24 protein-coding genes are annotated in these 23,899 nt (G+C 55.5%); 9 read left to right on the top strand and 15 right to left on the bottom strand.

Annotation, left to right across the window (positions count from 1 at the left end; translation table 11 throughout):
* Positions 1 to 42 precede the first annotated feature (42 nt).
* Entirely contained in the window at positions 43 to 1,143 is a 1,101-nt protein-coding gene (gene ddlA, locus FND52_RS05935) for a D-alanine--D-alanine ligase (protein WP_144130044.1), read from the top strand.
* A 3-nt stretch (positions 1,144 to 1,146) separates the two neighbouring features.
* On the opposite strand, the gene FND52_RS05930 is transcribed toward ddlA, so the two are convergent.
* The gene (locus FND52_RS05930; RefSeq protein WP_125295548.1) at positions 1,147 to 1,362 is read right to left on the bottom strand and encodes a DUF2754 domain-containing protein; all 216 of its coding nucleotides are present in this window, start codon (positions 1,360 to 1,362) and stop codon (positions 1,147 to 1,149) included.
* 284 nt (positions 1,363 to 1,646) lie between these two features.
* Here FND52_RS05930 and FND52_RS05925 point away from each other — a divergent pair, with 284 nt between their 5' ends.
* Complete coding sequence (locus tag FND52_RS05925; protein WP_125295549.1) at positions 1,647 to 1,964, top strand: DUF2755 family protein; 318 nt, start codon at positions 1,647 to 1,649, stop codon at positions 1,962 to 1,964.
* Positions 1,965 to 1,966: 2 nt separating this feature from the next.
* Here the strand turns inward: FND52_RS05925 and FND52_RS05920 are convergent, their stop codons facing one another.
* Together FND52_RS05920 and sbmA are read right to left on the bottom strand one after the other, a co-directional pair.
* Positions 1,967 to 3,052: a DUF1615 domain-containing protein gene (locus FND52_RS05920; RefSeq protein ID WP_144130042.1), complete on the bottom strand. Its 1,086-nt coding sequence runs from the start codon at positions 3,050 to 3,052 to the stop codon at positions 1,967 to 1,969.
* 18 nt (positions 3,053 to 3,070) lie between these two features.
* Entirely contained in the window at positions 3,071 to 4,285 is a 1,215-nt protein-coding gene (gene sbmA, locus FND52_RS05915) for a peptide antibiotic transporter SbmA (RefSeq protein WP_125295551.1), read from the bottom strand.
* 370 nt (positions 4,286 to 4,655) lie between these two features.
* Between sbmA and ampH the strand changes: the two genes are divergently transcribed.
* Positions 4,656 to 5,837 (top strand): D-alanyl-D-alanine-carboxypeptidase/endopeptidase AmpH, encoded by a 1,182-nt coding sequence (gene ampH / locus FND52_RS05910; protein ID WP_125295552.1) that lies wholly within the window; start codon positions 4,656 to 4,658, stop codon positions 5,835 to 5,837.
* A gap of 51 nt (positions 5,838 to 5,888) precedes the next feature.
* On the opposite strand, the gene FND52_RS05905 is transcribed toward ampH, so the two are convergent.
* Together FND52_RS05905 and FND52_RS05900 are read right to left on the bottom strand one after the other, a co-directional pair.
* Positions 5,889 to 6,371, bottom strand: coding sequence for a type II toxin-antitoxin system YhaV family toxin (locus tag FND52_RS05905; protein ID WP_144130040.1), 483 nt, complete (start codon positions 6,369 to 6,371; stop codon positions 5,889 to 5,891).
* A gap of 2 nt (positions 6,372 to 6,373) precedes the next feature.
* Entirely contained in the window at positions 6,374 to 6,718 is a 345-nt protein-coding gene (locus tag FND52_RS05900; RefSeq protein WP_125295554.1) for a type II toxin-antitoxin system PrlF family antitoxin, read from the bottom strand.
* Between the two features lie 153 nt (positions 6,719 to 6,871).
* Between FND52_RS05900 and hemB the strand changes: the two genes are divergently transcribed.
* On the top strand, positions 6,872 to 7,849 hold the full coding sequence (gene hemB / locus FND52_RS05895; RefSeq protein ID WP_144130038.1) for a porphobilinogen synthase: 978 nt from the start codon (positions 6,872 to 6,874) through the stop codon (positions 7,847 to 7,849).
* Positions 7,850 to 7,979: 130 nt separating this feature from the next.
* Here the strand turns inward: hemB and asr are convergent, their stop codons facing one another.
* From asr to ttdA, 4 genes are all read right to left on the bottom strand, one after another.
* Entirely contained in the window at positions 7,980 to 8,291 is a 312-nt protein-coding gene (asr, locus tag FND52_RS05890; RefSeq protein WP_125295556.1) for an acid resistance repetitive basic protein Asr, read from the bottom strand.
* Positions 8,292 to 8,462: 171 nt separating this feature from the next.
* Positions 8,463 to 9,923, bottom strand: a complete 1,461-nt coding sequence (locus FND52_RS05885) for an anion permease (protein ID WP_144130036.1) — start codon at positions 9,921 to 9,923, stop codon at positions 8,463 to 8,465.
* A 56-nt stretch (positions 9,924 to 9,979) separates the two neighbouring features.
* Positions 9,980 to 10,585: a L(+)-tartrate dehydratase subunit beta gene (gene ttdB, locus FND52_RS05880; protein WP_125295558.1), complete on the bottom strand. Its 606-nt coding sequence runs from the start codon at positions 10,583 to 10,585 to the stop codon at positions 9,980 to 9,982.
* Positions 10,582 to 11,490, bottom strand: coding sequence for a L(+)-tartrate dehydratase subunit alpha (ttdA, locus tag FND52_RS05875; RefSeq protein ID WP_125295559.1), 909 nt, complete (start codon positions 11,488 to 11,490; stop codon positions 10,582 to 10,584). Before ttdA ends, ttdB begins: the two co-directional genes overlap by 4 nt.
* 267 nt (positions 11,491 to 11,757) lie before the next feature.
* Between ttdA and ttdR the strand changes: the two genes are divergently transcribed.
* From ttdR to FND52_RS05860, 3 genes are all read left to right on the top strand, one after another.
* Positions 11,758 to 12,687 carry an L-tartrate utilization transcriptional activator TtdR gene (gene ttdR / locus FND52_RS05870; protein ID WP_125295560.1) on the top strand — a complete coding sequence of 310 codons (930 nt, stop codon included), beginning with the start codon at positions 11,758 to 11,760 and terminating at the stop codon, positions 12,685 to 12,687.
* 82 nt (positions 12,688 to 12,769) lie between these two features.
* Entirely contained in the window at positions 12,770 to 13,297 is a 528-nt protein-coding gene (locus FND52_RS05865) for a GNAT family N-acetyltransferase (protein ID WP_144130034.1), read from the top strand.
* Between the two features lie 230 nt (positions 13,298 to 13,527).
* Complete coding sequence (locus tag FND52_RS05860) at positions 13,528 to 15,471, top strand: putative bifunctional diguanylate cyclase/phosphodiesterase (protein ID WP_125295562.1); 1,944 nt, start codon at positions 13,528 to 13,530, stop codon at positions 15,469 to 15,471.
* A gap of 56 nt (positions 15,472 to 15,527) precedes the next feature.
* On the opposite strand, the gene FND52_RS05855 is transcribed toward FND52_RS05860, so the two are convergent.
* The 4 genes from FND52_RS05855 to FND52_RS05840 form a co-directional block, all read right to left on the bottom strand.
* Entirely contained in the window at positions 15,528 to 16,331 is an 804-nt protein-coding gene (locus FND52_RS05855) for a MetQ/NlpA family ABC transporter substrate-binding protein (RefSeq protein WP_144130032.1), read from the bottom strand.
* Positions 16,332 to 16,352: 21 nt separating this feature from the next.
* Positions 16,353 to 17,021, bottom strand: coding sequence for a methionine ABC transporter permease (locus FND52_RS05850; protein WP_125295564.1), 669 nt, complete (start codon positions 17,019 to 17,021; stop codon positions 16,353 to 16,355).
* Positions 17,014 to 18,030, bottom strand: a complete 1,017-nt coding sequence (locus tag FND52_RS05845; protein ID WP_125295565.1) for a methionine ABC transporter ATP-binding protein — start codon at positions 18,028 to 18,030, stop codon at positions 17,014 to 17,016. Before FND52_RS05845 ends, FND52_RS05850 begins: the two co-directional genes overlap by 8 nt.
* 267 nt (positions 18,031 to 18,297) lie before the next feature.
* Entirely contained in the window at positions 18,298 to 19,320 is a 1,023-nt protein-coding gene (locus tag FND52_RS05840) for a purine-nucleoside phosphorylase (protein ID WP_208737488.1), read from the bottom strand.
* A gap of 220 nt (positions 19,321 to 19,540) precedes the next feature.
* Here FND52_RS05840 and FND52_RS05835 point away from each other — a divergent pair, with 220 nt between their 5' ends.
* On the top strand, positions 19,541 to 20,164 hold the full coding sequence (locus tag FND52_RS05835; protein WP_144130030.1) for a glutathione S-transferase family protein: 624 nt from the start codon (positions 19,541 to 19,543) through the stop codon (positions 20,162 to 20,164).
* 3 nt (positions 20,165 to 20,167) lie between these two features.
* On the opposite strand, the gene FND52_RS05830 is transcribed toward FND52_RS05835, so the two are convergent.
* Positions 20,168 to 20,848: a type 1 glutamine amidotransferase domain-containing protein gene (locus tag FND52_RS05830; protein WP_144130028.1), complete on the bottom strand. Its 681-nt coding sequence runs from the start codon at positions 20,846 to 20,848 to the stop codon at positions 20,168 to 20,170.
* A gap of 70 nt (positions 20,849 to 20,918) precedes the next feature.
* Positions 20,919 to 22,814, bottom strand: coding sequence for a methyl-accepting chemotaxis protein (locus FND52_RS05825; protein ID WP_144130026.1), 1,896 nt, complete (start codon positions 22,812 to 22,814; stop codon positions 20,919 to 20,921).
* A 332-nt stretch (positions 22,815 to 23,146) separates the two neighbouring features.
* Between FND52_RS05825 and FND52_RS05820 the strand changes: the two genes are divergently transcribed.
* Positions 23,147 to 23,818: an HAD family hydrolase gene (locus FND52_RS05820; protein ID WP_144130024.1), complete on the top strand. Its 672-nt coding sequence runs from the start codon at positions 23,147 to 23,149 to the stop codon at positions 23,816 to 23,818.
* The last annotated feature ends 81 nt before the right edge of the window (positions 23,819 to 23,899 follow it).

Genomic DNA, 23,899 nt, shown 5'->3' with positions numbered 1-23,899 from the left:
TGCTATGTTGTGTGCTTTGATTTTTATGAGATGGACAGAGAAATGGCAAAACTGCGGGTAGGGATTGTGTTCGGTGGCAAATCATCTGAACACGAGGTATCACTTCAGTCAGCGAAAAATATCGTCGACGCCATTGATAAAGAGAAGTTTGACGTGGTGCTGATGGGCATTGATAAACAGGGCGAATGGCACGTCAATGACGCCAGCGGATACCTGATCAACGCCCACGATCCCGCCCATATTGCGCTTAACCGTTCAGAGAAAACGCTGGCGCTGATTCCCGGCCAGACCGCGCAGCAGCTTATCGAAACCCACAGCCATGCAGCCCTGCCGCAGGTGGATGTGATTTTCCCCATCGTTCACGGTACCCTGGGTGAAGATGGCTGCCTGCAGGGATTACTGCGCGTTGCGAACCTGCCGTTCGTTGGCTCCGGCGTACTGGGCTCCGCCGTCAGCATGGATAAGGACGTTGCCAAGCGCCTGTTGCGCGACGCCGGTCTGGCGGTTGCGCCGTTCGTCACCCTCACTCGCGCCAACCGCTCGCAGTATGACTTTGAGTATGTTGTAACTAAGCTGGGCGTACCGATGTTTGTGAAGCCAGCAAACCAGGGCTCGTCAGTGGGCGTCAGCAAAGTCACCAACGAAGCGGAATACCGCGCGGCAGTCGATCTGGCGTTTGAATTCGATCATAAAGTGGTGGTGGAAACCGGGATCGTGGGCCGGGAGATCGAATGCGCCGTGCTGGGCAACGATCGTCCGCAGGCCAGTACCTGCGGTGAGATCGTCGTCAACAGCGCATTCTACTCTTACGACACCAAATACATTGACGGCAACGCCGCGCGGGTGGAAGTGCCTGCGGCGATCCCGGCGGAGATAAACGACAAAATTCGCGCCATTGCGGTACAGGCGTACCAGACCCTGGAGTGCAGCGGCATGGCGCGGGTAGATGTATTCCTGACGCCGGATGATCAGGTGATTATCAATGAGATCAACACCCTGCCCGGTTTTACCAATATCAGCATGTACCCGAAGCTGTGGCAGGCCAGCGGCATCAGCTATCAGCAACTGATTACCCGGCTGATTGAGCTGGCGCTGGAGCGCCATGCTCAGGATAGCGCCCTGAAGAGCACTATTACGCTCTAATCGTTACTCTTGTGCGGCGTCCGATTCTTCCGGACGCCGACGGATCACCAACCCCGCCAGCCAGAAGCTAATCACCCAGGTCACCAGCCCTACCGCATAGGTTTGCCAGCCTTTGGCTTCAAAACCCAGCAGGCCGACAACGCCGTTCATAATAAAAATCAGGCCGATAGCGACGGCGTAGTAGTGCCAGTCGCGGCGAATTTTTGCGGGCAGATTCATGGTGGCTCCAGAGAATAAAAACGGCATCATCGCATATCGCTTTCAGGCTGTCTGCGGCACGGCGCGCGCCTTTACACGCCGTGACAAATACGTCAAAAGCATGATGTTAATCGTCATTCACAAAAGTTACAAAAATGTGACTACAGACATACTTCTGACATCCAGGAGTAATCTGGACACGAATTTACCAGAAATCCGATATTGACATTTGCGATCAACTGTCAGACTCGCCTGTGAGTCATCAGGCGAAATGCCTGGGTTTTATGCGTTTCCGGGAGGTCATTATGGCAGAGTTTACTTTGTCGAAGTCCACCATCATCGCAGGGAAAAAGCGCGAGCCGTCGACCACGCTCGGCAATATCGCGTACGCGGTTTTTGTCCTGTTCTGCTTCTGGGTCGGATCGCAGATTCTGAACATGTTGGTGAATGCACCCGGTGTGTTTGAGCACTTGATGCAACTTGATGTGAAGGAGAACGGCCGACCGCACATCGAGATAGGAATGCTGGTCGGCACGATCTTTGGACTGGTGCCCTTTTTAGTGGGCTGCCTGATCGCGGCGGCGATTAGCCTGTGGCTACGCTTTCAACAACGACGCTACTAATCTTACGATTTGTTCATACAGCGAGCCCGACGATCGTCAACCCGCTTCGCAAACCACGCCGTGGTGAGATTGCGGGTGATTTTCGGGCTCTCAAGCTGGATCCCCGGCAGCATTTCACGCGCCAGCGGCTTACCGGTCTTCTTCTCCGCCAGTTCAAACACTTTGTTGTACAGCGCGGTTTCTTCGAAATCTAACGCGTCGCCCTTCTTCAGGGCGCGATGGATCTCGCTGTCGCTCAGCCCGGTTTTCAGCTTACGCACCGCCAGCTCGGTATTGCCGGGCTCGTCGCTGTCGTAGCGGATCAGATCGCCGTCCAGCGCCAGCTTCACGCCGCTGGCCTTGCTGACGGCGTACTGGAACGCGGCGTTGCGGCTGGCGTACCACCCGGCGTTAAAGTCGGCGTAGCGGTACAGCGGCTGGGTGTAATTCGCCGGGTAGTTCAGCAGATGGTAAATCCCGAACCACAATCCGCCACGGCGGCTGAATACTTCCTGGCGCACCGTGCCGTCCATTTTCCACGGGTAGCCGCGGGTATGGGCCTCGGCAAACGCAATGCTGACCTGCATTGGGCCGCCGGTATGCACCGGGTTTAAATTGCCGAACAGCGTCTGGCCCATGGGAACCATGCCGATAAAGTCGTCGAAAATGGCGCTAAGCTGTTTTTCGGTGGTTACCTTGTCCAGTCGTTCGCTGTAGCTCTTGCCGTTGGGCGATGTGATCATCAGCGCGGTGCGTACCAAAAACATCGGCACGTGAACCCGGTCGGCGCGCCGCTCAATCTCTTTCCAGGCGATTTTACTTAACCCCGGCACGACCGGATCGGCCTGGTAATTGGCCTCCTGCTCGGCCACCGCCAGCACCGAACAGACGTTCTCTTCCGTCGGGGCGATTTTCTGGCTGTCGAATGCCGTGGCGATTTCCTTCGCCCAGCCGTCGCGATCTTTCACGCTGGCGGGCATTTTACGCTTCACCGTTTGCGCCACGTCTACCGTGGGGCCGGAGGGTTTCTCCGGCGTGGGTTTGCTGGCGCATCCCGCCAGCACCAGCAGTGCCAGCAGGCTGACGCGTTTTCCGTTTTGCAGTCGCATTCGCGCTCCGTGTGTGGGTTAATTCGCTTCGGCCATCTCCTGCTGTGGCGTATCCAGCTCGCGCTCGAAACTGCGCAGACGCTTATAGATCGACATCAGTTCCACCAGCGTGGTCCAGGAGCTAATCAGATACTGGAACGCTCCGCGCACCTGGCCGAACACGTTGGTGATTTGGGTCATCAGGCCGAGGGTAATAGTACCCGCCACAATCGACGGAAACAGCAGGAACAAGCCGAATACGTTATCCACCTGCAAATACAAAATGCGCGCGATGTTGAAATACATGTAGTGGAAGTAGAGGCGGAAGTAGTTGCGACGCACCGCGCCGAACAGTTCACGCACCGTCGGTGGAGTGGCACGATTGGCGTCATCTTCGCCGTAAACCAGCTCCTTACGGTAGGCGGCTTCCACACGCTGATTTTTAAATTCCAGCCCTGGCAGTTTGATCCCCACCACCGCCAGCAAACCGGTGCCCATCAGCGACCAGATAATCGCGGCGATTACCAGGCCATAAGGCACATAACCGATAATCGGCAACTCTTTCACGTGCGGGGAGAGCGCCACCAGCACCGGCAGAAAGGCGATCAGCGTCATGATGGCGTTAATAAAGCTGACGCCCATGCTTTCCAGCGTGGACGCAAAACGCATGGTATCTTCCTGTACACGCTGGGCGGCACCTTCGATATGGCGCAGGCGCTGCCAGTGCGTCATATAGTATTCGTTCATCGCGGTACGCCAGCGGAACACATAGTGGCTGATGAAAAAGTTGTTCAGTACGCTCACCACCACCGCTATCAGCGCGATACCCAAAAATACGCCCACTTCGCGGTAAAACTGATTGATAGAAACTTTATGCGGCGAGCTGAGTGCGGTCTGAATCAAATCGTAGAACGGCGCGTACCAGGCGTTAACCGCCACGCCCACTTCCACCAGAAACCAGGTGACGAAAATAATCAGCGCGGAGCCGAGAATCGACCAGTACTGCCAGCGATGCGGGCTGCGAATAAACCAGAACAGCGCAAACAGCCCCACGCAAAGAGCGTAATAGACGTAAAAAGTGAGATAGCTAAGCGACCAGAAGCGCGCGGCGCTAATCGGCACCTCTTTACTTGCGCCTACCAGCCTTGCGGCCCACTCTGCGCCGCCGGCCTGCCAGAAAATCACGGCGATCATCGCCCAAATAAACGCCGACAAAAAAAAGGCGGTCGGCCTGGGAAAGAACGATTTAAACATCACTTCACTCCTGCTCATTCTTGTTGTTATCGCGATTGCTGCGCGTAACGTTTTTACATCCAGTTCAGGGTTGAATCACAACCCAAAATTTGCCTCAGGGGCAGCGACAATCAGACACAGCGCGGCCTGGTTAGTTCCGGCTGCATTCAGTAACAAACTGTTCCGTTGACGCGGTGTTGAGGGGGCGACGTTAAAAACGTAGCGTACTCCCGGCTTTTTAACAGCTTGCACTGTGAGCCGCGGCAAAAAATGGGCCACTGTAACCCGTGGTTACGTTTTTTCTCGCTACACTTCGTTAATCCGCCCATTGCCGGAGCGGCAACCGTAGTATAAATAGCTTTTTCTGCCACTGACTGAATGGATTGCTTCGTTGAAACGTTGTCTGCTTACTTTCGCCGCACTGAGTGCCGTGCTGCTGCCTGCCGCGAGCCAGGCGCAAACCTCCCCCGATCCGGTCTTCGCTTCCGAAATCACTGACCGTTACGCTGAGCATATTTTTTATGGCAGCGGTGCGACGGGCATGGCGTTGGTGGTGATTGACGGCAACCAGCGGGTGTTCCGCAGCTTCGGCGAAACCCGCCCGGGCAATAATGTACGCCCGCAGCTCGATTCCGTGGTGCGCGTGGCCTCGCTCACCAAGCTGATGACCAGCGAAATGCTGGTGAAACTGCTCGATCAGGGAACGGTGAAACTCGACGATCCGCTAAGTAAATTTGCCCCTCCCGGCGCGCGGGTACCGACCTATCAGGGCAAACCCATTACTCTGGTGAACCTGGCGACCCATACCAGCGCCCTGCCCCGGGAACAGCCGGGCGGCGCGGCGCATCGCCCGGTATTTGTCTGGCCGACCCGTGAGCAGCGCTGGAACTGGCTTGCTACCGCGAATTTAAAAGCCGCGCCCGGCACCGTTGTCGCTTACTCCAATATCGCTTTCGATCTGCTGGCGGACGCCCTGTCCCGCGCGGCGGGCAAGCCGTATCCGCAGCTGTTTGACGAGTACATCGCCCGTCCTCTCGGCATGAAGGACACCACCTTTACGCCATCCCCCGATCAGTGCCGTCGCTTAATGGTGGCGGAAAAAGGCGCCAGCCCGTGCAACAACACTCTGGCGGCCATTGGCAGCGGCGGGATCTACTCTACGCCTGACGATATGATGCGCTGGATGCAGCAGTTCCTGGCGTCCGATTTCCATACCCGTACCAGCCAGGCGGACCGGATGCAGACGCTGATCTACCAGCGCAGCCAGTTCACCAAAGTGATCGGCATGGACGTACCGGGCCGCGCCGACGCGCTGGGCCTGGGCTGGGTATATATGCAGCCGAAGAATGGCCGTCCGGGGATCATTCAGAAAACCGGCGGCGGCGGCGGGTTCATCACCTATATGGCGATGGTGCCGCAAAGCAACATTGGCGTTTTCGTGGTGGTGACCCGTTCACCGCTCACTCGCTTTGTGAATATGAGCGATGGGGTAAATAACCTGGTCACCGAACTGACCGGCAATAAGCCGGTGGTCGTTACCGCGTCTGCGCAGGTTCCGGTAAGCGATGAGTAAACCTGGCGTCTGAAAACAACAAACCCGGCGTTATGCCGGGTTTGGTATATTTCAGGGTTGGGGTTCGCACAGACTCAGGCTGACTCGCTTCATCGTCTCTTTGAGTAAGGCTTCCCAGTCATCCGGTGGATACCCTGAAGCCAGCATTTCACCGAAAACCTTATACGCATCTCGCTTATTGCCATATGCGCGCTTCGTTTGCGAATCATTGACCCATGCGAGAATAATGATGCGTTCTCTCAGGCTATAGCGAAAAAATAAGCGATACTGGCCGAGAAACTTTGCCCGAAACCAGTGCCTGTAACCCGCGCCCAACGTGTCACCCAGGCGAAATTTTGCCTGGGTTGGGTCAGCAGAGATATCTTTGCGGGCTTTGTTGATAGCCGCTAGCAGCCTGGTTGCCGCTTTGTTTCGGTAGTCGTCTGGATAGTGATGTTTGAGCGCGGTTACCTCGTCCCGAAGCGCCTTAACCTGGGCAACAAAACAGGGGTGTTGATACACTTTCCATGGGCCCACTGCCCGCATTCCATTCATTATCATTTCTCATCAGCAAGCGGCGCATCGAGATCGACATCCACACCTTCTGTTAATGCCTCTACGTCATCCCAGAATGCTGTATCCAGCGCGTGGATCTGCGACGGATTGTGCTGAATATCGTTAGCAAGGAAGCTCAGAAAACCTTCCATAACCGGATCGTCTTCGGCATCCGTTTGCTTTCGCGTCATCAGCACCTGCCCGTCAGCCAGGACGGCATATTCAATCTCTTCGCCAGGTTTTAAATTCATAGCATCTCTAACAGAAGCCGGAATGGTTGTCTGGCTACGGGCAGTTAATTTCGAGGAAGCTCGCAGCGTTACGCCTGCCATGACTACGTTATTCATTTATCCCTCCCGTTTAACGGTGTACAGACCTAATGTAATGCAAACGCATTGCCAATGCAATTGCATTGCTCCCATTACGCCGAGATTCGTGAAACAAAATTTCGTCACTTCGGGTAAAATGGCGGCCTCTTTGACTCACATAAGATAGCTACCATGTCTGATTTCTCCCTGATTTCTCGCCCGCGCCGTCTGCGTCAATCGCCCGCGCTGCGCGCTATGTTCGAAGAGACAACCCTGACCTTAAACGATCTGGTGTTGCCCATCTTTGTTGAAGAAGAGATCGATGATTACAAAGCCATTACTGCCATGCCGGGCGTAATGCGCATTCCGGAAAAATACCTGGCCCGCGAGATCGAGCGCTTTGCCAGAGCCGGGATCCGCTCGGTGATGACGTTTGGTATTTCCCACCACACCGACGCTACCGGCAGCGATGCCTGGAATGAAAATGGCCTGGTGGCGAGGATGTCGCGCATCTGCAAAGACGCGGTGCCGGAAATGATCGTCATGTCCGACACTTGTTTCTGCGAGTACACTTCCCACGGCCACTGCGGCGTACTGTGCGATCACGGCGTGGATAACGACGCGACCCTGGCGAACCTCGGCAAACAGGCGGTGGTCGCCGCTGCTGCGGGCGCAGATTTTATCGCCCCCTCCGCCGCGATGGACGGACAGGTGAAAGCCATCCGCCAGGCGCTGGACGCTGCGGGCTTCACCGATACCGCCATCTTTTCTTACTCCACTAAATTTGCCTCGTCGTTCTACGGCCCGTTCCGCGAAGCTGCGGGCACCGCGCTGAAGGGCGACCGTAAAACCTATCAGATGAACCCGCTGAACCGCCGCGAAGCGATCCGTGAATCGCTGATTGACGAAGCGGAAGGCGCGGACGCGCTGATGGTGAAACCGGCTGGAGCCTATCTGGACGTGTTGCGCGATATCCGCGAGCGCACCACCCTGCCGTTGGGTGCATACCAGGTGAGCGGCGAATACGCGATGATCAAATTCGCCGCCCAGGCGGGCGCGATTGACGAAGAAAAAGTGATCCTCGAAAGCCTGGGCGCGATTAAACGCGCGGGCGCGGATCTGATCTTCAGCTACTTCGCCCTCGACCTGGCTGAGAAAAAGATCCTGTAACTCTTCACAAGGGAGCTGCGGCTCCCTTTTTACTGCCATCCCCACCGCGCATCTGCCGCCAGAAAAATAAAAACCCCGATTCCGGCGGGAATCAGGGTTCTTCATCATACCCGGTTCACCGGGTATTTAATTATGCCGCTGGCTGAGCAGCCGGTTTTGCCGCCGCTTTGTGGGTGGCTTTTTTGTGGTGTTTTTTAGCCGCCTGGGCTTTCTGTGCAGCCGGTTCAGAGGCTGGTTTTGCGGCGGCTTTTTTGTGGTGCTTTTTCGCCGCCTGGGCTTTCTGCTCTACTTTCGCGTGTTTTTTCTTATGGGTAGTTTGGGTGGTGTGCGCTTTCGCCGGCGCGGCAGTGGCGGTAGCCGGAGCTGCGGTGGTATCAGCAGCGAATGCCGCAGCAGACAGGCCCATAGTGGCAGCAACAACCAGCGCTAATACTTTTTTCATTTTTTAACCCTCAAGTAGTGTGTGATTCAGCCCCTGTGGGCCGTTGAGTTCACTATAGTGATGTGAGGGATAGCCTTCCGTGAGTGATTGGTATCGGCACGTAACCAAATGTACAAGCGGCAAACCCGGCGCTTTTGCGAGCCGGGTTTACCGCACATAACAGCATGCGCTTTACAGAATGATGGGCATCCACAGCAGCCCGGTGGCAATCAGCAGCACTAAAAACAGCCCGCCGAAGATCGCCCCGTAGCGCCAGTAGTCTGACGTGGGTAAGTACCCGCTACCGTAGTAAATCGGGCTTGGCCCGGTGGCATACGGCGTCAAAATACTGCCGAGGCCGATAGCGGCACCGATCATCAGACAGAATACCGGCAGTGGGATGGCGGGCATCGCCACGGCGGCGGCAATCATCATCGGTGCCAGCGCCGAGGTATAGGCGGTAGCGCTGGCGAAGAAGTAACGCAGCCCGTAAAACACGGCGATCAACACCACCATCACCAGCCCAGGTGAGTACCCACTCATCCCCTTCGCCAGCAGTTGGCCAAACCAGGCGATAAAGCCGGTATTGTTCAGCCCGGTCGCCAGGGCAATCAGCGACGCCAGCCAGAAAAATACGCTCCACGCCGCTTTGTTAGTGATGATGTCATCCCAGCTGATAATTTTAGTGACCAGCATCAGGGCCACCACGCCATAACCTACCATCGCGGCGTCAATATAATCCCCGGCGAAAATCCATAGCAGCAGCGCACAGACCATAAAGCCCAGCATCCGTTTTTCGCGACAGCACAGCGGCCCCATGGCGCGCAGCTCTTCTGCGGCCCACTTTGGCACCTGGTCGCCGGATTTGATGGTCGGTGGATACAGCACGTAAGCCAGCCACGGCGTCAGCAGCACCAGCACAATGCTCAGCGGCAGCATACCGGTAAACCACTGCCCCCAGCTCAGCGCCGCACCGCTGGCGCTTTTCATCAGGCCGATCAGCAGCAGGTTAGGTGCCATCGCGGTCAGGAAGATCGCGCTGGTGACGCAGTTCGCCATAATCCCCATCCACATGATGTACGACCCGACGCTGCGCGCGCTGGCGCTGCCGGGCTGCGAGTGATACAGCGGCGGCAGGTTGCGGATAATGGGATAAATAATGCCCGCGCCGCGCGCCGAGTTCGAAGGCGTCACCGGCGCAAGCAGCAGTTCCGAAAACATCACCGCGTAGCCCAGAAACAGGGTTTTGTGGCCCATTTTCTGTACCAGCATCAGGGCGATGCGCCGCCCGAGGCCGGTTTTCTCATAGCCGGTGCCGAACATAAAGGCGGCGAAAATCAGCCAGATCACCGAATTAGAAAACCCGGAGACCGCCCAGTTAAGCGCTTTGGCGGTGAATTTAAACCCCGGTTCCGCCAGCTGCGCCGGGCTGAACAGCAGCCAGGGCGATAAAATCGCGATAATCGAAATGCCGAGCATCGCCACCACCGCCCCCGGCACCGGTTCGAGGATCAGGCCAACAATCACGCCCATAAACACGGCGAAATAGAGCCAACTGTGCGGTTCCAGGCCCGCCGGCGCGGGAATAAGGGCAAGAATGACAATAACAGCGAGCGGCGCCAGATAGCGCCAGTAATTGCGCAATATAGCCATGATAACGTCCTGTGAAAGAGAGGCGAAACGCCTCTCAGGGGATCCGCGCCGTGCGGTTATTTGATGTAATGCACGTGCTCGCAAATATCCGCGATCAGCGGCTCGCAGCGCTCGGCGAACTGTTTTTTGTTTTCGGCGATCAGGTTATTGCCGTGAGTATCGATAGACACAATCAGCGGCCCGAACTCTTTCACCCGGCACACCCACAGCGACTCCGGCATGCCCAGCTCCATCCAGTGCACCTCTTCAATCTCCTCCACCTGGGTGGCGGCCAGCACCGCGCAACCCGCCGGGTAGATCACATGCAGCGCCTTATACTTTTTACAGCCCGCTTCGGTATTCGGCCCCATGCCGCCTTTACCGACAATCAGCTTCACGCCGGTTTGCTTAATAAATTCCTGCTCAAAGCTCTCCATACGCATGCTCGTAGTCGGCCCGACGGAGACCATCTCCCAGCCGTCGCCGTTTTTGCGCACAATCGGCCCGGCGTGAAAAATCGCTTTTCCGGCGAGATCGAACGGGATTGGGCGCTTCAGCTCAATGAGCCGCCGATGGCAAACGTCGCGGCAGGTGACCAGGGTGCCGGTCAGATAAATCACATCGCCCACGCGGATATCCGCCAGATCGGCTTCGCTGATCGGGGTGGTCAGGATCTTTTTCATAATGCGCTCCGGGTGTGAGAGATGTTTTCAAACGAGAGGTCGGCTTTGACCCGTAGGGTGCCGCGGCGGTGCGCCCAACAGCCGGTGGAAACCGCCACGCCGATGGTGGAAGGATGGCGGGCGGCGCTTTCGATATGCACGCCCATCACCGAGCTGTTGCCGGTTAAGCCCTGCGGTCCGATGCCGAGTTTGTTTAAGCCCTCTTCCAGACGCAGCTCCAGTTCCGCCGCTTTCGGGTTGGGATGACGGGTGCCGATTGGCCGCAGGATCGCTTTACGGGACAGTACCGCCGCCGTTTCTACCGAGGTGGCGATACCCACGCCCACCAACACCGGCGGGCAGGCGTTTACCGCCAGGGTTGAGATGTTCTCGAAAACAAACTTCACCACGCCTTCATAACCTTCCGACGGCATCAGCACTTTGGAGCGCCCCGGCAGCGTACAGCCGCCGCCCGCCATATAGACTTCGATCTCCGCTTCGTCACCGTCGGGGATCAGATCCCAGGTCACCCACGGCACGCCGCTGCCGGTGTTTTTACCGGTATTCACTTCATCAAAGATTTCGACTGCGTTATGGCGCAGCGGTGCTTTGACGGTGGCGTCCTCCACGGCCTGTTTGAGTACCGACTGCAACTGGGCAAGCCACGGAAAGCGAGTACCCACTTTGACGAAAAACATGATTTCCCCGGTGTCCTGGCAGGCCGGGCGATTAAGCTCAATCGCGCGCTGCATATTGTCGAACATGGTGTGATAAATAATGTTGGCCATCGGCGAGGTTTCCGCATCGCGCAGGGCTTTTAATTTATCGACCACATCGTCGGGCATACGGGTAGAAATCATGGCGGTAAAATCGGCGATAATCTGCGTTAATTTGCCGAGTTCATCCTGCTTATTATTTATGTTCATCGACACTGCTCCAGTTTTATTAAACCGAACTGCTGATACTGATAATTAAAATCAAACTACCACAGAAAATGTGGCTTTATATTTCTGACAGCCGTGAATGATCAATTAACAGATCGTGAAGGTGGTGACATATTGCTTCTGGCAGCATTTATTTAACAGCCCGGATACATTAATAAAACGGCTCGCACCTACAGCAGGAAATAAAATACGTTGTCGGAATAACCTTAACGCGGCATGATAGAAATAACATGTTTTCGGGGATTGATTATGGCGTTAAATAACTACCCGCTGGCGAAAGATCTGCAAGTCCTGGTAGAGATTGTCCGCACCGGCAGCTTCAGCGCGGCGGCGGAAAGCCTGGGCCAGACGCCCGCCTTCGTTACCAAGCGCATCCAGATCCTTGAGGCCACCCTCTCCACTACCCTGCTTCAACGCTCCGCCAGAGGCATTGCGCTGACGGAAAGCGGCACCTTATGTTACGAACAGGCGTTAACCATTCTCAATCAACTGCAACAATTAGTGGATGATGTCACGTTAATTAAACAACGCCCGGCAGGAATGATTCGCATTGGGTGTAGTTTTGGTTTCGGCAGGACCCATATTGCCAGCGCTATTGCTGAATTAATGCAGCTTTATCCAGAGCTACAAATCCATTTTGAACTGTTCGATCGGCAAATTGATTTAAGCCGCGATAATATCGATCTGGATATTCGCATTAACAACCAGATACCGGAAAACTATATTGCCCGGCTGCTGGTCAATAATAAAAGAATACTGTGCGCAGCACCACGCTATTTAGCACAATACCCGGCACCGCGTAATTTAGCGGAATTAAGCGAGCATGATTGTCTGGTCACCAAAGAACGGGATATGACGCCGGGCATCTGGGAATTAGAAAACGGACAGGAAAAACGCTCGGTGAAAATATCCGGCCATCTTTCCTCCAATAGCGGTGAAATTGTGCTGGGCTGGGCGCTGGAGGGCCGGGGTATTATGCTGCGCTCCCAGTGGGATGTGCAGCCGTTCCTGGCGCGCGGCGAGCTGGTGCAGGTGCTGCCGGATTACGCCCAGAGCGCCAATATCTGGGCGGTTTATCAGGAACCGTTATACCAGAGCGTTAAGCTGCGGGTGTGCGTGGAATTTCTTACCGCCTGGTGCCAGCGCGGATTTGGCGCGGAACTGGCCGCGTCATCATAAGAAAAACCTCTTACCCTGCCGCTTGTCAGCGCAGCGGCTTCCTGACAAGGTAAATCATCCTCTGCAATCAGGCTTCAATAAAATGACCACCATCACCCCCCTTAGCGCGCCGCAAATTGAGGCGCAGCGGGATGCCTTAAGCCAGTTACTGCTCGACTGCGTCAATGACGGCGCATCGGTGAGTTTTATGCTGCCGATGACCCAGGCTAAAGCGCAGGCGTTCTGGAGCCGGGTAGCGGACAGCGCCGCGCGCGGAGAGCGGATTGTGCTAGTGGCCCTGAATGAGCAACAGCAGATTACCGGTACGGTGCAGCTTATCCTCGATCAGCCGGAAAACCAGCCGCACCGCGCGGACGTCGCGAAGCTGTTGGTGAGTCCAGGCGCACGGCGTCAGGGTATTGCCCAACTGCTTATGGCCGAGCTGGAAAGCCAGGCGGCCAGGGAAAACAGATCGGTGCTGGTGCTGGATACCGCCACGGGAAGCGGCGCGGAAACGTTCTATCAGCAGGCAGGCTGGCAGCGGGTGGGAGAGATCCCCCATTATGCGCTGATGCCGGATGGGGCATCTTGCTCCACCACCTATTACTACAAGCATCTGAACATCAAATAACAGCCAGCCCGTTATCGTACAATTAACCGGCAATGCTTAACTTTCTGATTAAAATTTGCCGGATAATTTTATTACTCAACGATATATTATCCTGCCGCCATTCTTCCGATTGCGCATACGCAAAATTATTAACATTTTCGCCATCCTGGCCGATAATAGTTTTACGACTCCTTTTACATAAGCCATATTAATGTATTAGCCATCACGGTATGACAGCGGTGTGAATAATAATGCCTAAAAATCAAGAACATACAAAGCTTTACCTGTCGGAAGGGGTAAAACTGTTATACAACAACGCGTTACCCGGCATCTTAATCACCTTTATTACCTCCTCTACCCTGGCGTTTTCGTTTCTTAATTCAGGCAATTTGTTCACCAAATTGACCTGGTGGGGGCTGATGATGGTGGTCCTCATTATTCGCATCATCGATACCCAATTATGGGTAAACGCCGATCCCGTGCGCAAAGGCGATATTTCATGGATTGTGCGTTTTTCATCCGGTTGCCTGGTGACGGCGACCCTCTGGAGCGCCTATATCCTCTGTTTTTATCACACCTTTTCGACGGAAGAATTTACCGCTGCCATTGTTATCCTTTCTGCTATGGCAGGCGGTGCCACCAGCGTATTATCCGGCAACCTGATGCTATCCTCGCTATATAACATTATTATTCTGTTGCCGATGTCGGTGCTATTAATCTTCCAGCCGGAACAATATCGGGTAAATTTAGGTTTTCTGGGCGTCTGTTTTACCCTGACGATGATTATTTCCTCCATGAAAGCCGCCCGCTATATTAAAGAAGCCATCTTATTACGCTACCGGAATCAAACGCTGTTAGAGCGGATGGAAAAAACCATCAAACGGCGCACCCAGGAAGTTTACGAAATATCTCATATCGATGCGCTTACCGGGTTATATAACCGGGTTTCATTTTTATCCGCCGCCGAAGAAATTTCTAATCGTTATAAAAACAACCGGGAAAAAGGCTTTTCCATCTTCTTTATCGATTTAGACGGCTTTAAAAATATCAACGATACTCTCGGCCATGATATTGGCGATATGGTACTGATTTCTCTCAGCGCCCGGCTGAATGACTTTTATCGCCAGGGGAATTTAATCTGCCGCTGGGGCGGGGATGAATTTATCTATCTGACCACCGAAACCGACCGGCATCTCACCTGGCAACTGGCAGAAAATATGGTCACCAGCCTGTCACGCCCCATCCTGCTGGATGACCAAACCATTACCCTGGGGGCAACCATTGGCATCGCGGTGTGTCCGGAACACGACACCTCCATCACCCGGCTTATTCAGCTGGCGGATATCGCCATGTATTCGCAAAAAGGCAAATATCCGGAGCGGGTTGCCTTTTATAATCATGAGCTTGAAGAAAGTCTGCGGCGCAAAATCACCCTCAACGAGGCGCTGCGCTACGCGCTGGATCGCAACGAGTTTCGCGCGGTATATCAACCCATCGTCGACGGCAACGGCGAGATCGTGAGTTTCGAAGCGCTGCTGCGCTGGCATTTCCAGGGACGGGATATCTCACCGGCGGAATTTATTCCGCTCATGGAGCAGAGCGGGCGTATTGTGCAGATCGGCAACTGGATTATGGAAGAGGCCTGCCGGATCCTCTCCGAGATGCTGAAGCTGAAATCGGGTATTTCGATGTGCGTAAATATTTCGATTATTCAGTTCTACGATAAAGAATTTGTCGATAACGTCAATAATCTTATCGACCGCTATGCTATTCCCCCGCATTTACTGCATCTCGAAGTGACCGAATCGATTATTCACTCTGAGCAGCACACGATTTATCACAAAGTCAGCCAGTTACAGAAACGCGGCGTGAAATTCTCGGTGGATGATTTCGGCACCGGCTATTCCAGCCTGTCGGTCATCCACAATATGAATATCGACTTTATTAAAATAGATCGCTCGTTTATTAATAATATTGAAAATAAAGGCCGCACCATTGTCCAGGCGGTAAAAGATATTTCTGAAAGTCTGGATTTTGACGTGATTGCCGAAGGCGTCGAGACCGAAAAACAGGCGGCGATCCTGAAACAGTGCGGCGTGCATTTTATGCAGGGCTATTATTTTTCACGCCCGCTGGAACAGGGCGCGGCGCTGCATATCCTGGCCGCCGGTCAGCAACTCTCTCCGGCGCATTAAGTCTAAGTAAAACGCCCGTCAGCACAGGCTGACGGGCGTGGTTTAACGGGGCTATCTTAGTTGTTAACCGGGATAACCGCGCCTTTGTATTTAGTGCGGATCCAGTCCTGAATCTCTTTAGAGTGCAGCACGTCAACCAGCGCAACGATATCTTTCTTCTTCTCGTCGCCTTTATGCACGGTGATGATGTTGGCATACGGGTTGTTTTCGCCGCTCTCAACCGCGATCGGATCTTTCACCGGGTCCAGGCCCGCGTCGATGGCGTAGTTGGCGTTAATCACTACCGCGTCGCCTTCGTCGTTGTTATACATCTGCGGCAGCAGAGACCCTTCTACGTTCGGCAGGAACTGCAGTTTTTTCGGGTTTTCCACCACGTCGCTGATGCGCGCGGCGACTTTATCCACGCCCGGCTTCAGCTTGATCACGCCTTCTTTTTCAAAGATAGACAGGATACGGCCCTCTTCTGCCACCGCGTCACGCATGATCACGCGGCCATTTTCCGGCAGATCTTTCAGAGACTTGTATTTTTTGGAGTAAATACCGATCGGCTCGATATGGATCGCACCGGCGCTGACGAAATCATAGGTTTTGTCGCCGGCATGGTCTTTCAGCACGCTGTTCAGATACGGGATGTGCTGGAAGTAGTTAGCGTCGATGTCACGGCTGGCCAGCGCGGTGTTCGGCAGGATGTAATCCTGGAACGGACGGATTTCCAGGTCGATGCCCTGCTTCGCCAGAATCGGTTTCGCCTGCTCGAGAATTTCCGCGTGCGGCACGTTGGACGCGCCTACGGTCAGGGTGTCGGCCCAGGCGGAGAAACTCAGGGTGGCCGCTGCTATCAGTGTCAGTACTTTTTTCATGATGTGTGTTCTCTATTGTTTTTAACGTTTATCTAAATAAGAGGTAATGGCATCACCAATAAACTGAATGATGAAAACGATGATCAGGATGGTCACCGTCGCCACCAGGGTGACGTCATTATGGTTACGCTGGAATCCTTCCAGATAAGCAAGATTTCCTAACCCGCCAGCACCAATCACACCGGCCATGGCGCTGTAGCTCACCAGGGCAATCAGGGTAACGGTGATGCCTGACACTAACGCGGGCGATGATTCAGGCAGCAAAACACGGAAAACCAGGGTACTCATGCGCGCCCCCATAGAGCGGGTGGCTTCAATAACGCCTTTGTCCACTTCACGCAGGGCGATTTCCACCAGCCGCGCATAGAACGGCGCAGCGCCGACAATCAGCGCGGGCAGCGCCGCGTTGGCCCCGAGAATGGTGCCGACCATCGCTTTGGTAAACGGGATCAGCAGCACAATCAGGATGATGAACGGGATCGAGCGGAATACGTTCACCACGATAGAAATCACGCTGTAAACCGCACGATTCTGGAACAGTCCGCCTTTGGCAGTCAGGAACAGCGCCAGCCCGAGCACGATGCCGAGGGCGAAGGTCGCCACGCCGGACAGCGCGGTCATGTATAAGGTTTCCTGAGTCGCCGCCAGCAGCTGCGGCCATTTCAGGTGGGGAAACAGTGAATCATCCATGTTTAATGACCTCGCAGTGGATCTCGTGCTGGCGCAAATCCGCGAGGATGCTTTCCAGTTGTTCATTATTCGCCGTGACGTGCAGCCACAGCTGGCCGAAAACGCCATGGGCGGTCTGGCTCATCTTGCCGTGCAGAATGTTAAACGGCAGGCCGTAGCGCAGGGTCAGTTCGCCCACCACCGGCTGATGGGTGCTGTGGCCGACAAATGTCAGTTTGATAATTGCGCCGTCCAGATTGTTCACCAGCGTTTCATCGAACGCGTCGCTCTCCTGGCTAATCTGACGCACAAACTGGCGGGTAATTTCCTGCTGCGGATGGGTAAAGACGCTGAGCACTTCGCCCTCTTCCACCACGCGGCCATTTTCCATCACCGCCACGCGATCGCAGATTTTGCGGACCACGTGCATTTCATGGGTGATCAGCACGATGGTCAGGCCAAAGCGGCGATTGATATCCGCCAGCAGATCGAGGATCTGATCGGTGGTTTGCGGATCGAGCGCCGACGTCGCTTCATCACACAACAGTACGTCCGGGTTATTCGCCAGCGCCCGGGCGATACCCACGCGCTGTTTCTGGCCGCCGCTGAGCTTTGACGGATACGCATTTTCACGCCCGTTCAGGCCGACCAGGTCGATCAGCTCCGCGACGCGCTTTTTGATTTCCGCTTTCGGAACACCGGCGATCTGCATTGAGAACGCAATATTCTCGCTGACGGTGCGCGACCACAGCAGATTGAAGTGCTGGAACACCATGCTGATTTTCAGCCGCGCCCGGCGCAGGGTTTCCCCGCTGGCCGCGGAGATATTCTGCCCGGCGATGGTCACGCTGCCGGAGGTCGGTTTTTCGAGGCCATTGAGCAGGCGAATCAGCGTACTTTTGCCCGCGCCGCTGTAGCCGATGATGCCGTAAATTTGCCCGCGCTCAATATCAAGGCTGACGTCATCCACTGCGGTCAGCGCATCCTTGCCGTGGTGGAAGATTTTCGAAATATTCCGCAAAACAATCATGATGTGTTGGTGTCCCCAGAGCCGTTTCGGCTTTGTCCTGCAACGAGAATTTTTGAGGGGTTGTCTCCCTTTTCAGAGAAATATAACCATCCCAATTAATGCTTAGAACGAATAAATAAATATGCGTTATAGCTAATTGTTATATATGTGGGCAATGTTGTTACAAGGGCGGGTAATCAGGCCTTGAGTGATGAACGTCATGGGGGAGAAATGTGAAATACGAGCACGCTTACCGATAAGCGATGCCCGTACATTGCGGTTTAGCAATCAGGATTGACGCGCCGGGATACCGTTCTTCCACTCATTCCAGTGCGTGACGATGTAATCCACGACTCGCTCGCCGACGCGGGCTTCATTTTCCACGCTTTCCGCAAAGCCACCCGCGGTTTTACCCGGTGCAGGATCGAGATGCTCCAGCGTCGTTTCGCCCGGACTACCCTGATCGAAATTGACCACCGTGCGCAGCGCCATCACCCGGTCAATGCCGTAAAGTTGCCGGATCACATAAGCCAACGCCACGCCTTCCATTTCCGTCACGGTGTAATCATCAACGTTATAGAGCTTCGCCATATACTGCGCCTGGGCGGACAAGCCCGGCCCGTGAAAGAAACAATCGCCGGTAAAATGCGTCCCGACACCGACAAACGGCCCGCCCCGGGCGATAGCTTGCGGATAGCGCGCGCGGTAGCTTTTGGCGGCGGCGGAGTCCAGCAAGGGCGTGTCTTTGGTTAGCACCATCGCCCAATCCACCAGTTGAGGATTGAGTTTGATGACCCGAATATCTTCATACCCTTTGCGCGGCATAAACGTCGGCGCGCCAGGACGGCCTTCTTCCGCCGCCCAGCGGTGACCTAAATCATAATCCACCAGCCAGTCGGCCCAAATCACCGAGCCAATGGTCGCTTTGGTAGGCGGCGCGCCAGCCACGCCGGTCAGCATGAAATACGCCTTCGAAAAATCGAACCGATCGCTGAGTAAAATCGCCTGTAAGGAAGAGGATGAACGCACTTTTCCCATCCCCAACACGGCACCGCAAACGCCGTCCTGATTGCACCAGACCGGCCCTGACGCGCCGCGCACTTTTATCGGCTGCGCATTGCGCCAGTATCGTTCATACCAGTGCTGAAATTCGCCAGCTTTATCGCCACTGTTTGCGCCAATCTCAAACATGGCACCAATAAAGACTTTTACCGGGATCGTATTTTCCTGTGCCCGGGTAATCCCGACGCTGCTGACCAGTAAAACCGGCATCAGCAGCAGTCTGGAAGCATTAAAAACGATGTTAACCATAGAAAAATGCCCCTCCGTTGTTGAACAAAAAACCTCCGGGCAGTATTTATTTTTTCAACAAGGGGGAGTTGTGACTGGGGTCGAGTTAAGCGGGGCGTTTTTTGCCATGAGTGCGCAAAAATGGACAGTCAGACGCCAATGCAGAGCTAACCCGCAAACGGTACGGATTAGCAACGCACTGCTATATTTTCTCTATCCCCTGAAAAGAGAGCGGCGGCAGATGCTAAAAATACTTGGAAAAAGCACCTCAATAAACGTGCGCAAAGTGCTCTGGACCTGTGAAGAACTCGGCCTGGAATATCAGCAGGAAGATTACGGCAGCGGCTTTGCGCCAACCGATACGCCGGACTTCCTGGCGCTCAACCCTAACGGGCTGGTGCCGGTGCTGATTGACGAAGGCTTTGTGCTGTGGGAATCCAATACCATTTGCCGCTATCTGGTGGGTAAAGCGGGCCGTGATGATTTGCTGTCCAGCACCCCGCGCGGCCGGGCGCGGGTGGAAAAGTGGATGGACTGGCAGGCCACCGAGCTCAACAGCGCCTGGCGCTATGCCTTTAACGCGCTGGTGCGCAAAAACCCGGTCTATAACCTGCAAAGCGAAATCGACGCCAGCATCGCCGACTGGAACCGCTGCATCACCATTCTGGATAACAAACTTCAGCACAGCGGGATGTGGGTGACCGGCCAGACCTTCACCCTGGCGGATATCGTACTCGGCCTGTCGGTCAACCGCTGGAAAATGACGCCGATCGATCGCCCTGCCGTCCCTGCGGTAGACGCCTGGTTTGCGCGGCTTGGGCAACGTCCGGCGTTCCGCCGTCATGGCGACAACGGCACGCCGTAACGGTTAGCCGTTAAGTTTATCGCGCAGGGCTTCGCCGACGCCGGTAGCGGACTGCGGGTTCTGCCCGGTGATCAGGTTGCCGTCGACCAGTGTCAGCGGCTGCCATTCCCCTACCGCCTGATGCAGCGCGCCACGTTTTTTCAGGGTCGTCTCCAGTAAGAACGGCACGACCTCTGCCAGTTTAACCGCGTGTTCTTCCGCATCGGTAAAAGCCGCGACCCGCTTGCCATCAACCAGATAGCGCCCGTCGCTGAGCGTGGCGTTCACCAGCGCCGCCGGGCCGTGACAAACCGCAGCAACCGGCTTATCGGCTTCGTAGAGATCGCGGATCAGGCGCTGCACGTCCGGGCAGTCCGGGAAATCCCACATCGTGCCGTGCCCGCCCACAAACAGCACCGCGCTGTAGTCGTCGCTGTTGGCTTCCGACAGCTTCAGGGTGTGGCTGAGCCGTTGCTGGAATGCATCGTCGTTCCAGTAGCGGGCATTGATGTCATCGTCCAAATCCACGCCGTAAACCGGCGGTAAACCGCCCTGGATTGAGGCAAGAACGCTGGGTATGCCCGCCTGTTCCAGCACGTGCAAGGGATGAACGAGTTCAGAAAAATAGAAACCGGAAATGTTGTGCGCCACGTCGCTGTAGCTGGTGAGCACAAACAGAACCGGTTTACGGGTTGGCTGGGTCATCGTGGTATGTCTCCCTGGTGTTAATCCATCACACTCAAGTATAGACACGCGATGCGCCCAGCCGTTGGGGTTAGATTTTGAAGCCCGCTACCACCAGCTCCAGCTGGTTAGATTGTTCTTCCATAGACTGCGCGGCGGCAGAGACTTGCTCCACCAGCGCGGCATTCTGCTGGGTGGTGCTGTCGAGCTGGTTAATCGCCAGGTTGATTTGGTCGATGCCGCGGCTCTGCTCGCTGCTGGCGGAGCTGATTTCCGAGATCAGCACGGTCACGCCGTCTACCCGCTCCATCAACGCATCCATGGTGGTACCGGCCTGGCGCACCAGGTCACTGCCCTGCTCGATGTTGCCGACCGATTCTTCAATCAGCTTTTTGATCTCCTGAGCCGCCTGCGCGCTTCGGCTTGCCAGATTACGCACTTCGCCAGCCACCACCGCGAAGCCACGGCCCTGCTCGCCAGCGCGTGCGGCTTCCACCGCCGCGTTGAGCGCCAGAATATTGGTCTGGAAGGCAATACCATCGATCACGCCGATGATATCCACCACTTTGCTGGACGAGGTGTTGATCTTATCCATGGTGCTGATCACTTTGCTTGCTACCGTCGCCCCTTCCCGCGCCGCGTCGGAGGCCTGAGCGGCCAACTGGTTGGCCTGCACGGCGTTGTCGGCGTTCTGGCGCACCGTGCTGGTCAGCTGTTCCATTGACGCCGCCGTTTCCACAATCGACGCAGACTGCTGTTCAGTGCGCGAAGAGAGATCGAGGTTGCCGCCGGCAATCTGTCGCGACGCTGAGGAGATCGCCAGCGCACTCTGCCCCACCTGACCCATCAGATCCTGCAAGTAGGCAATAAAGCTGTTGAAGCTGGTAATCACCGCGTTAAATTCCGGGCTCTTGCTTTGTGGCAGACGCTGGGTTAAATCCGCGCCGCCGCTGGACAGCGACAGAATGTTTTTATTCAGCGCATCCAGATTTCTGAAGATGGTGCGCACAAAGCCCAGCAGCGCCAGGATCAACAGCAGGCCAAGGCCAATCTGCACCAGGGAGATCTGGGTAATGATGCTGGAGGACTGGCGTGACAGCAGGCTGGACGGAATATCCACCACCAGATACCACGGGCTGCCGCTGATGGACTGTACCATCAGGGTTTGCTCACCGTTTTCACCCTCATAAACGCCGCTGACGTGTTCCGCACCCGCCTGTTTCAGGAGCTGCATCACGGTGGCTTCCGCCGGGATTTTCAGATCGCGCAGGTATTGCAGGTCCGCTTTACCCTGCTCCGGAGAGCCATTGCCGACCACTTTGCCGTCCTGCTCGACAATCAGCACGCGTCCCTGGCTGGCTTCACTCATCTGCTTCGCCAGATTGTTGAAGAAGCCAAGCGTTACGTCGATGGTGGCGACGCCCCAGACTTTGCCATCGCGCCAGATTGCCATGGCACAGTTGGTGCGCGGCTGTGGGCTGGCGGCATCCTGATAGGCTTTAGCCCAGGCGCATTCGCCTTTCGGGGCGTTCATGCCGTCTTTGTACCACGGCTGCTCCCAGTATTTATCGGACTCCGGCTGGTTCCAGACGGTGTTGACCTGTAGGTTGCCGCCGCTGTCGCGCGCGAAGAAGGTGCTGAAGCGGTCGCGGTCTGGCGCACGATTGCCCGGCAGCGGCCAAATCCCGCCGCCAAACACATTAAGATCCTGATACTGGTTCACCAGATTCGGCAGCAGCTGGTCGATTTGATCGCTTTGCAGGCTGCTGACCACTTCCGTAATGGTGCGCTGCTGCGCTCTGACGCGGTTCATCTGTTCAGTGATGGCGTCGCTCTGATCGTCCACTTTATAGCGGATCAATTCGCTTTCCGTCGCGATAAGCTGTGGTGCCACAAACTGGCGAATGACCAGGAACGTCACCCCCAGTAAAACCACAAAAAAGCCGATAAGCATAAGGGTGAAGCGAGAGTGCGTTGTTTTCCACATGATGTATAAGCTTATGCAAGGAGAGATACATCATTTAACGACCCGGCAGGTCATTTCTTTAGACAGGTCCGGCGTGAAAGCGTGAAGTTACGCCAGGAAAATGATAACGCCATGAAAAGATTGCATTTTTAATGAAAACAGCGTGGAAACTATTTATCGCGTTAATTTTCATAGGGATAGCATTTTTATTGCTGGCTATTGGCTAATAAATAACGCCATCGCGTGCCTGGCGAGGCGGCAACGGGCGGCCAACAGCGCTGCCAGCGGGCAGGGGTTCTGCTATCATCCCCCTTAAAGAATGGAAAGATGAATTTGTTATGGGAGTTTCTGGAATGAGCACCACGCCACACGCTGCAAAGGTTCTGTCGGTTTTTGATTTCGACGGTACCCTGACGCACCACGACAGCTTTATTCCCTTTCTCCGCTTCGCCTTCGGCAAGCGCGTGTTCGCTGCGCGTATGGTGCGTCTGGCCCTGCCGACTCTGCGCTGCATGCGCAAAAAGCTCACCCGGGACGAGCTGAAGGAAGTGCTGATCCAAACCTTTCTGACCGGCGTTGACGAACGCTGGCTGCGCCAGAAGGCCCAGGCGTTCTGCGATATCTACTGGACCCGTCTGATGCGCCCCAGCGGCCTGCTGGCGGTCGCGGCGGAAGTGAATTCCGGCGCGGAAGTCACCATTTGTTCCGCATCACCTGCCATGGTGCTGCAACCCTTCGCCGATCGGTTGGGGATCAAGCTTATCGGCACCCAGCTGGAAGTGAGCGACGGCACGCTGACGGGGCGCATCACCGGCCACAACTGCCGCTGCGAGCAAAAAGTGAGACGGCTGGAGAGCGTTTACGGGCACCTGGGCGAATACCACCTGCGCGCCTGGGGGGATACCCGTGGGGATTATGAACTGCTGGCGGCGGCGCAGGACGCCCACTGGCGGCATTTTCATCCCGCGTGGTCGAAGCGCCGCTCGCCGGTTCAGCGGGTGCGGGTGACGGAGTTACCGGAGTAATTACGGGGTTCCGGTCGGTGGTGTGGTTCCGTTCGGGGGAATTGTTCCGTTCGGTGGAATTGTTCCGTTCGGTGGAATTGT

Origin of the sequence: Atlantibacter subterraneus (assembly GCF_007570865.1) — a bacterium.
Taxonomy (GTDB): Bacteria; Pseudomonadota; Gammaproteobacteria; order Enterobacterales; family Enterobacteriaceae; genus Atlantibacter; species Atlantibacter subterraneus.
This window is presented reverse-complemented; position numbering and strand designations above follow the sequence as displayed.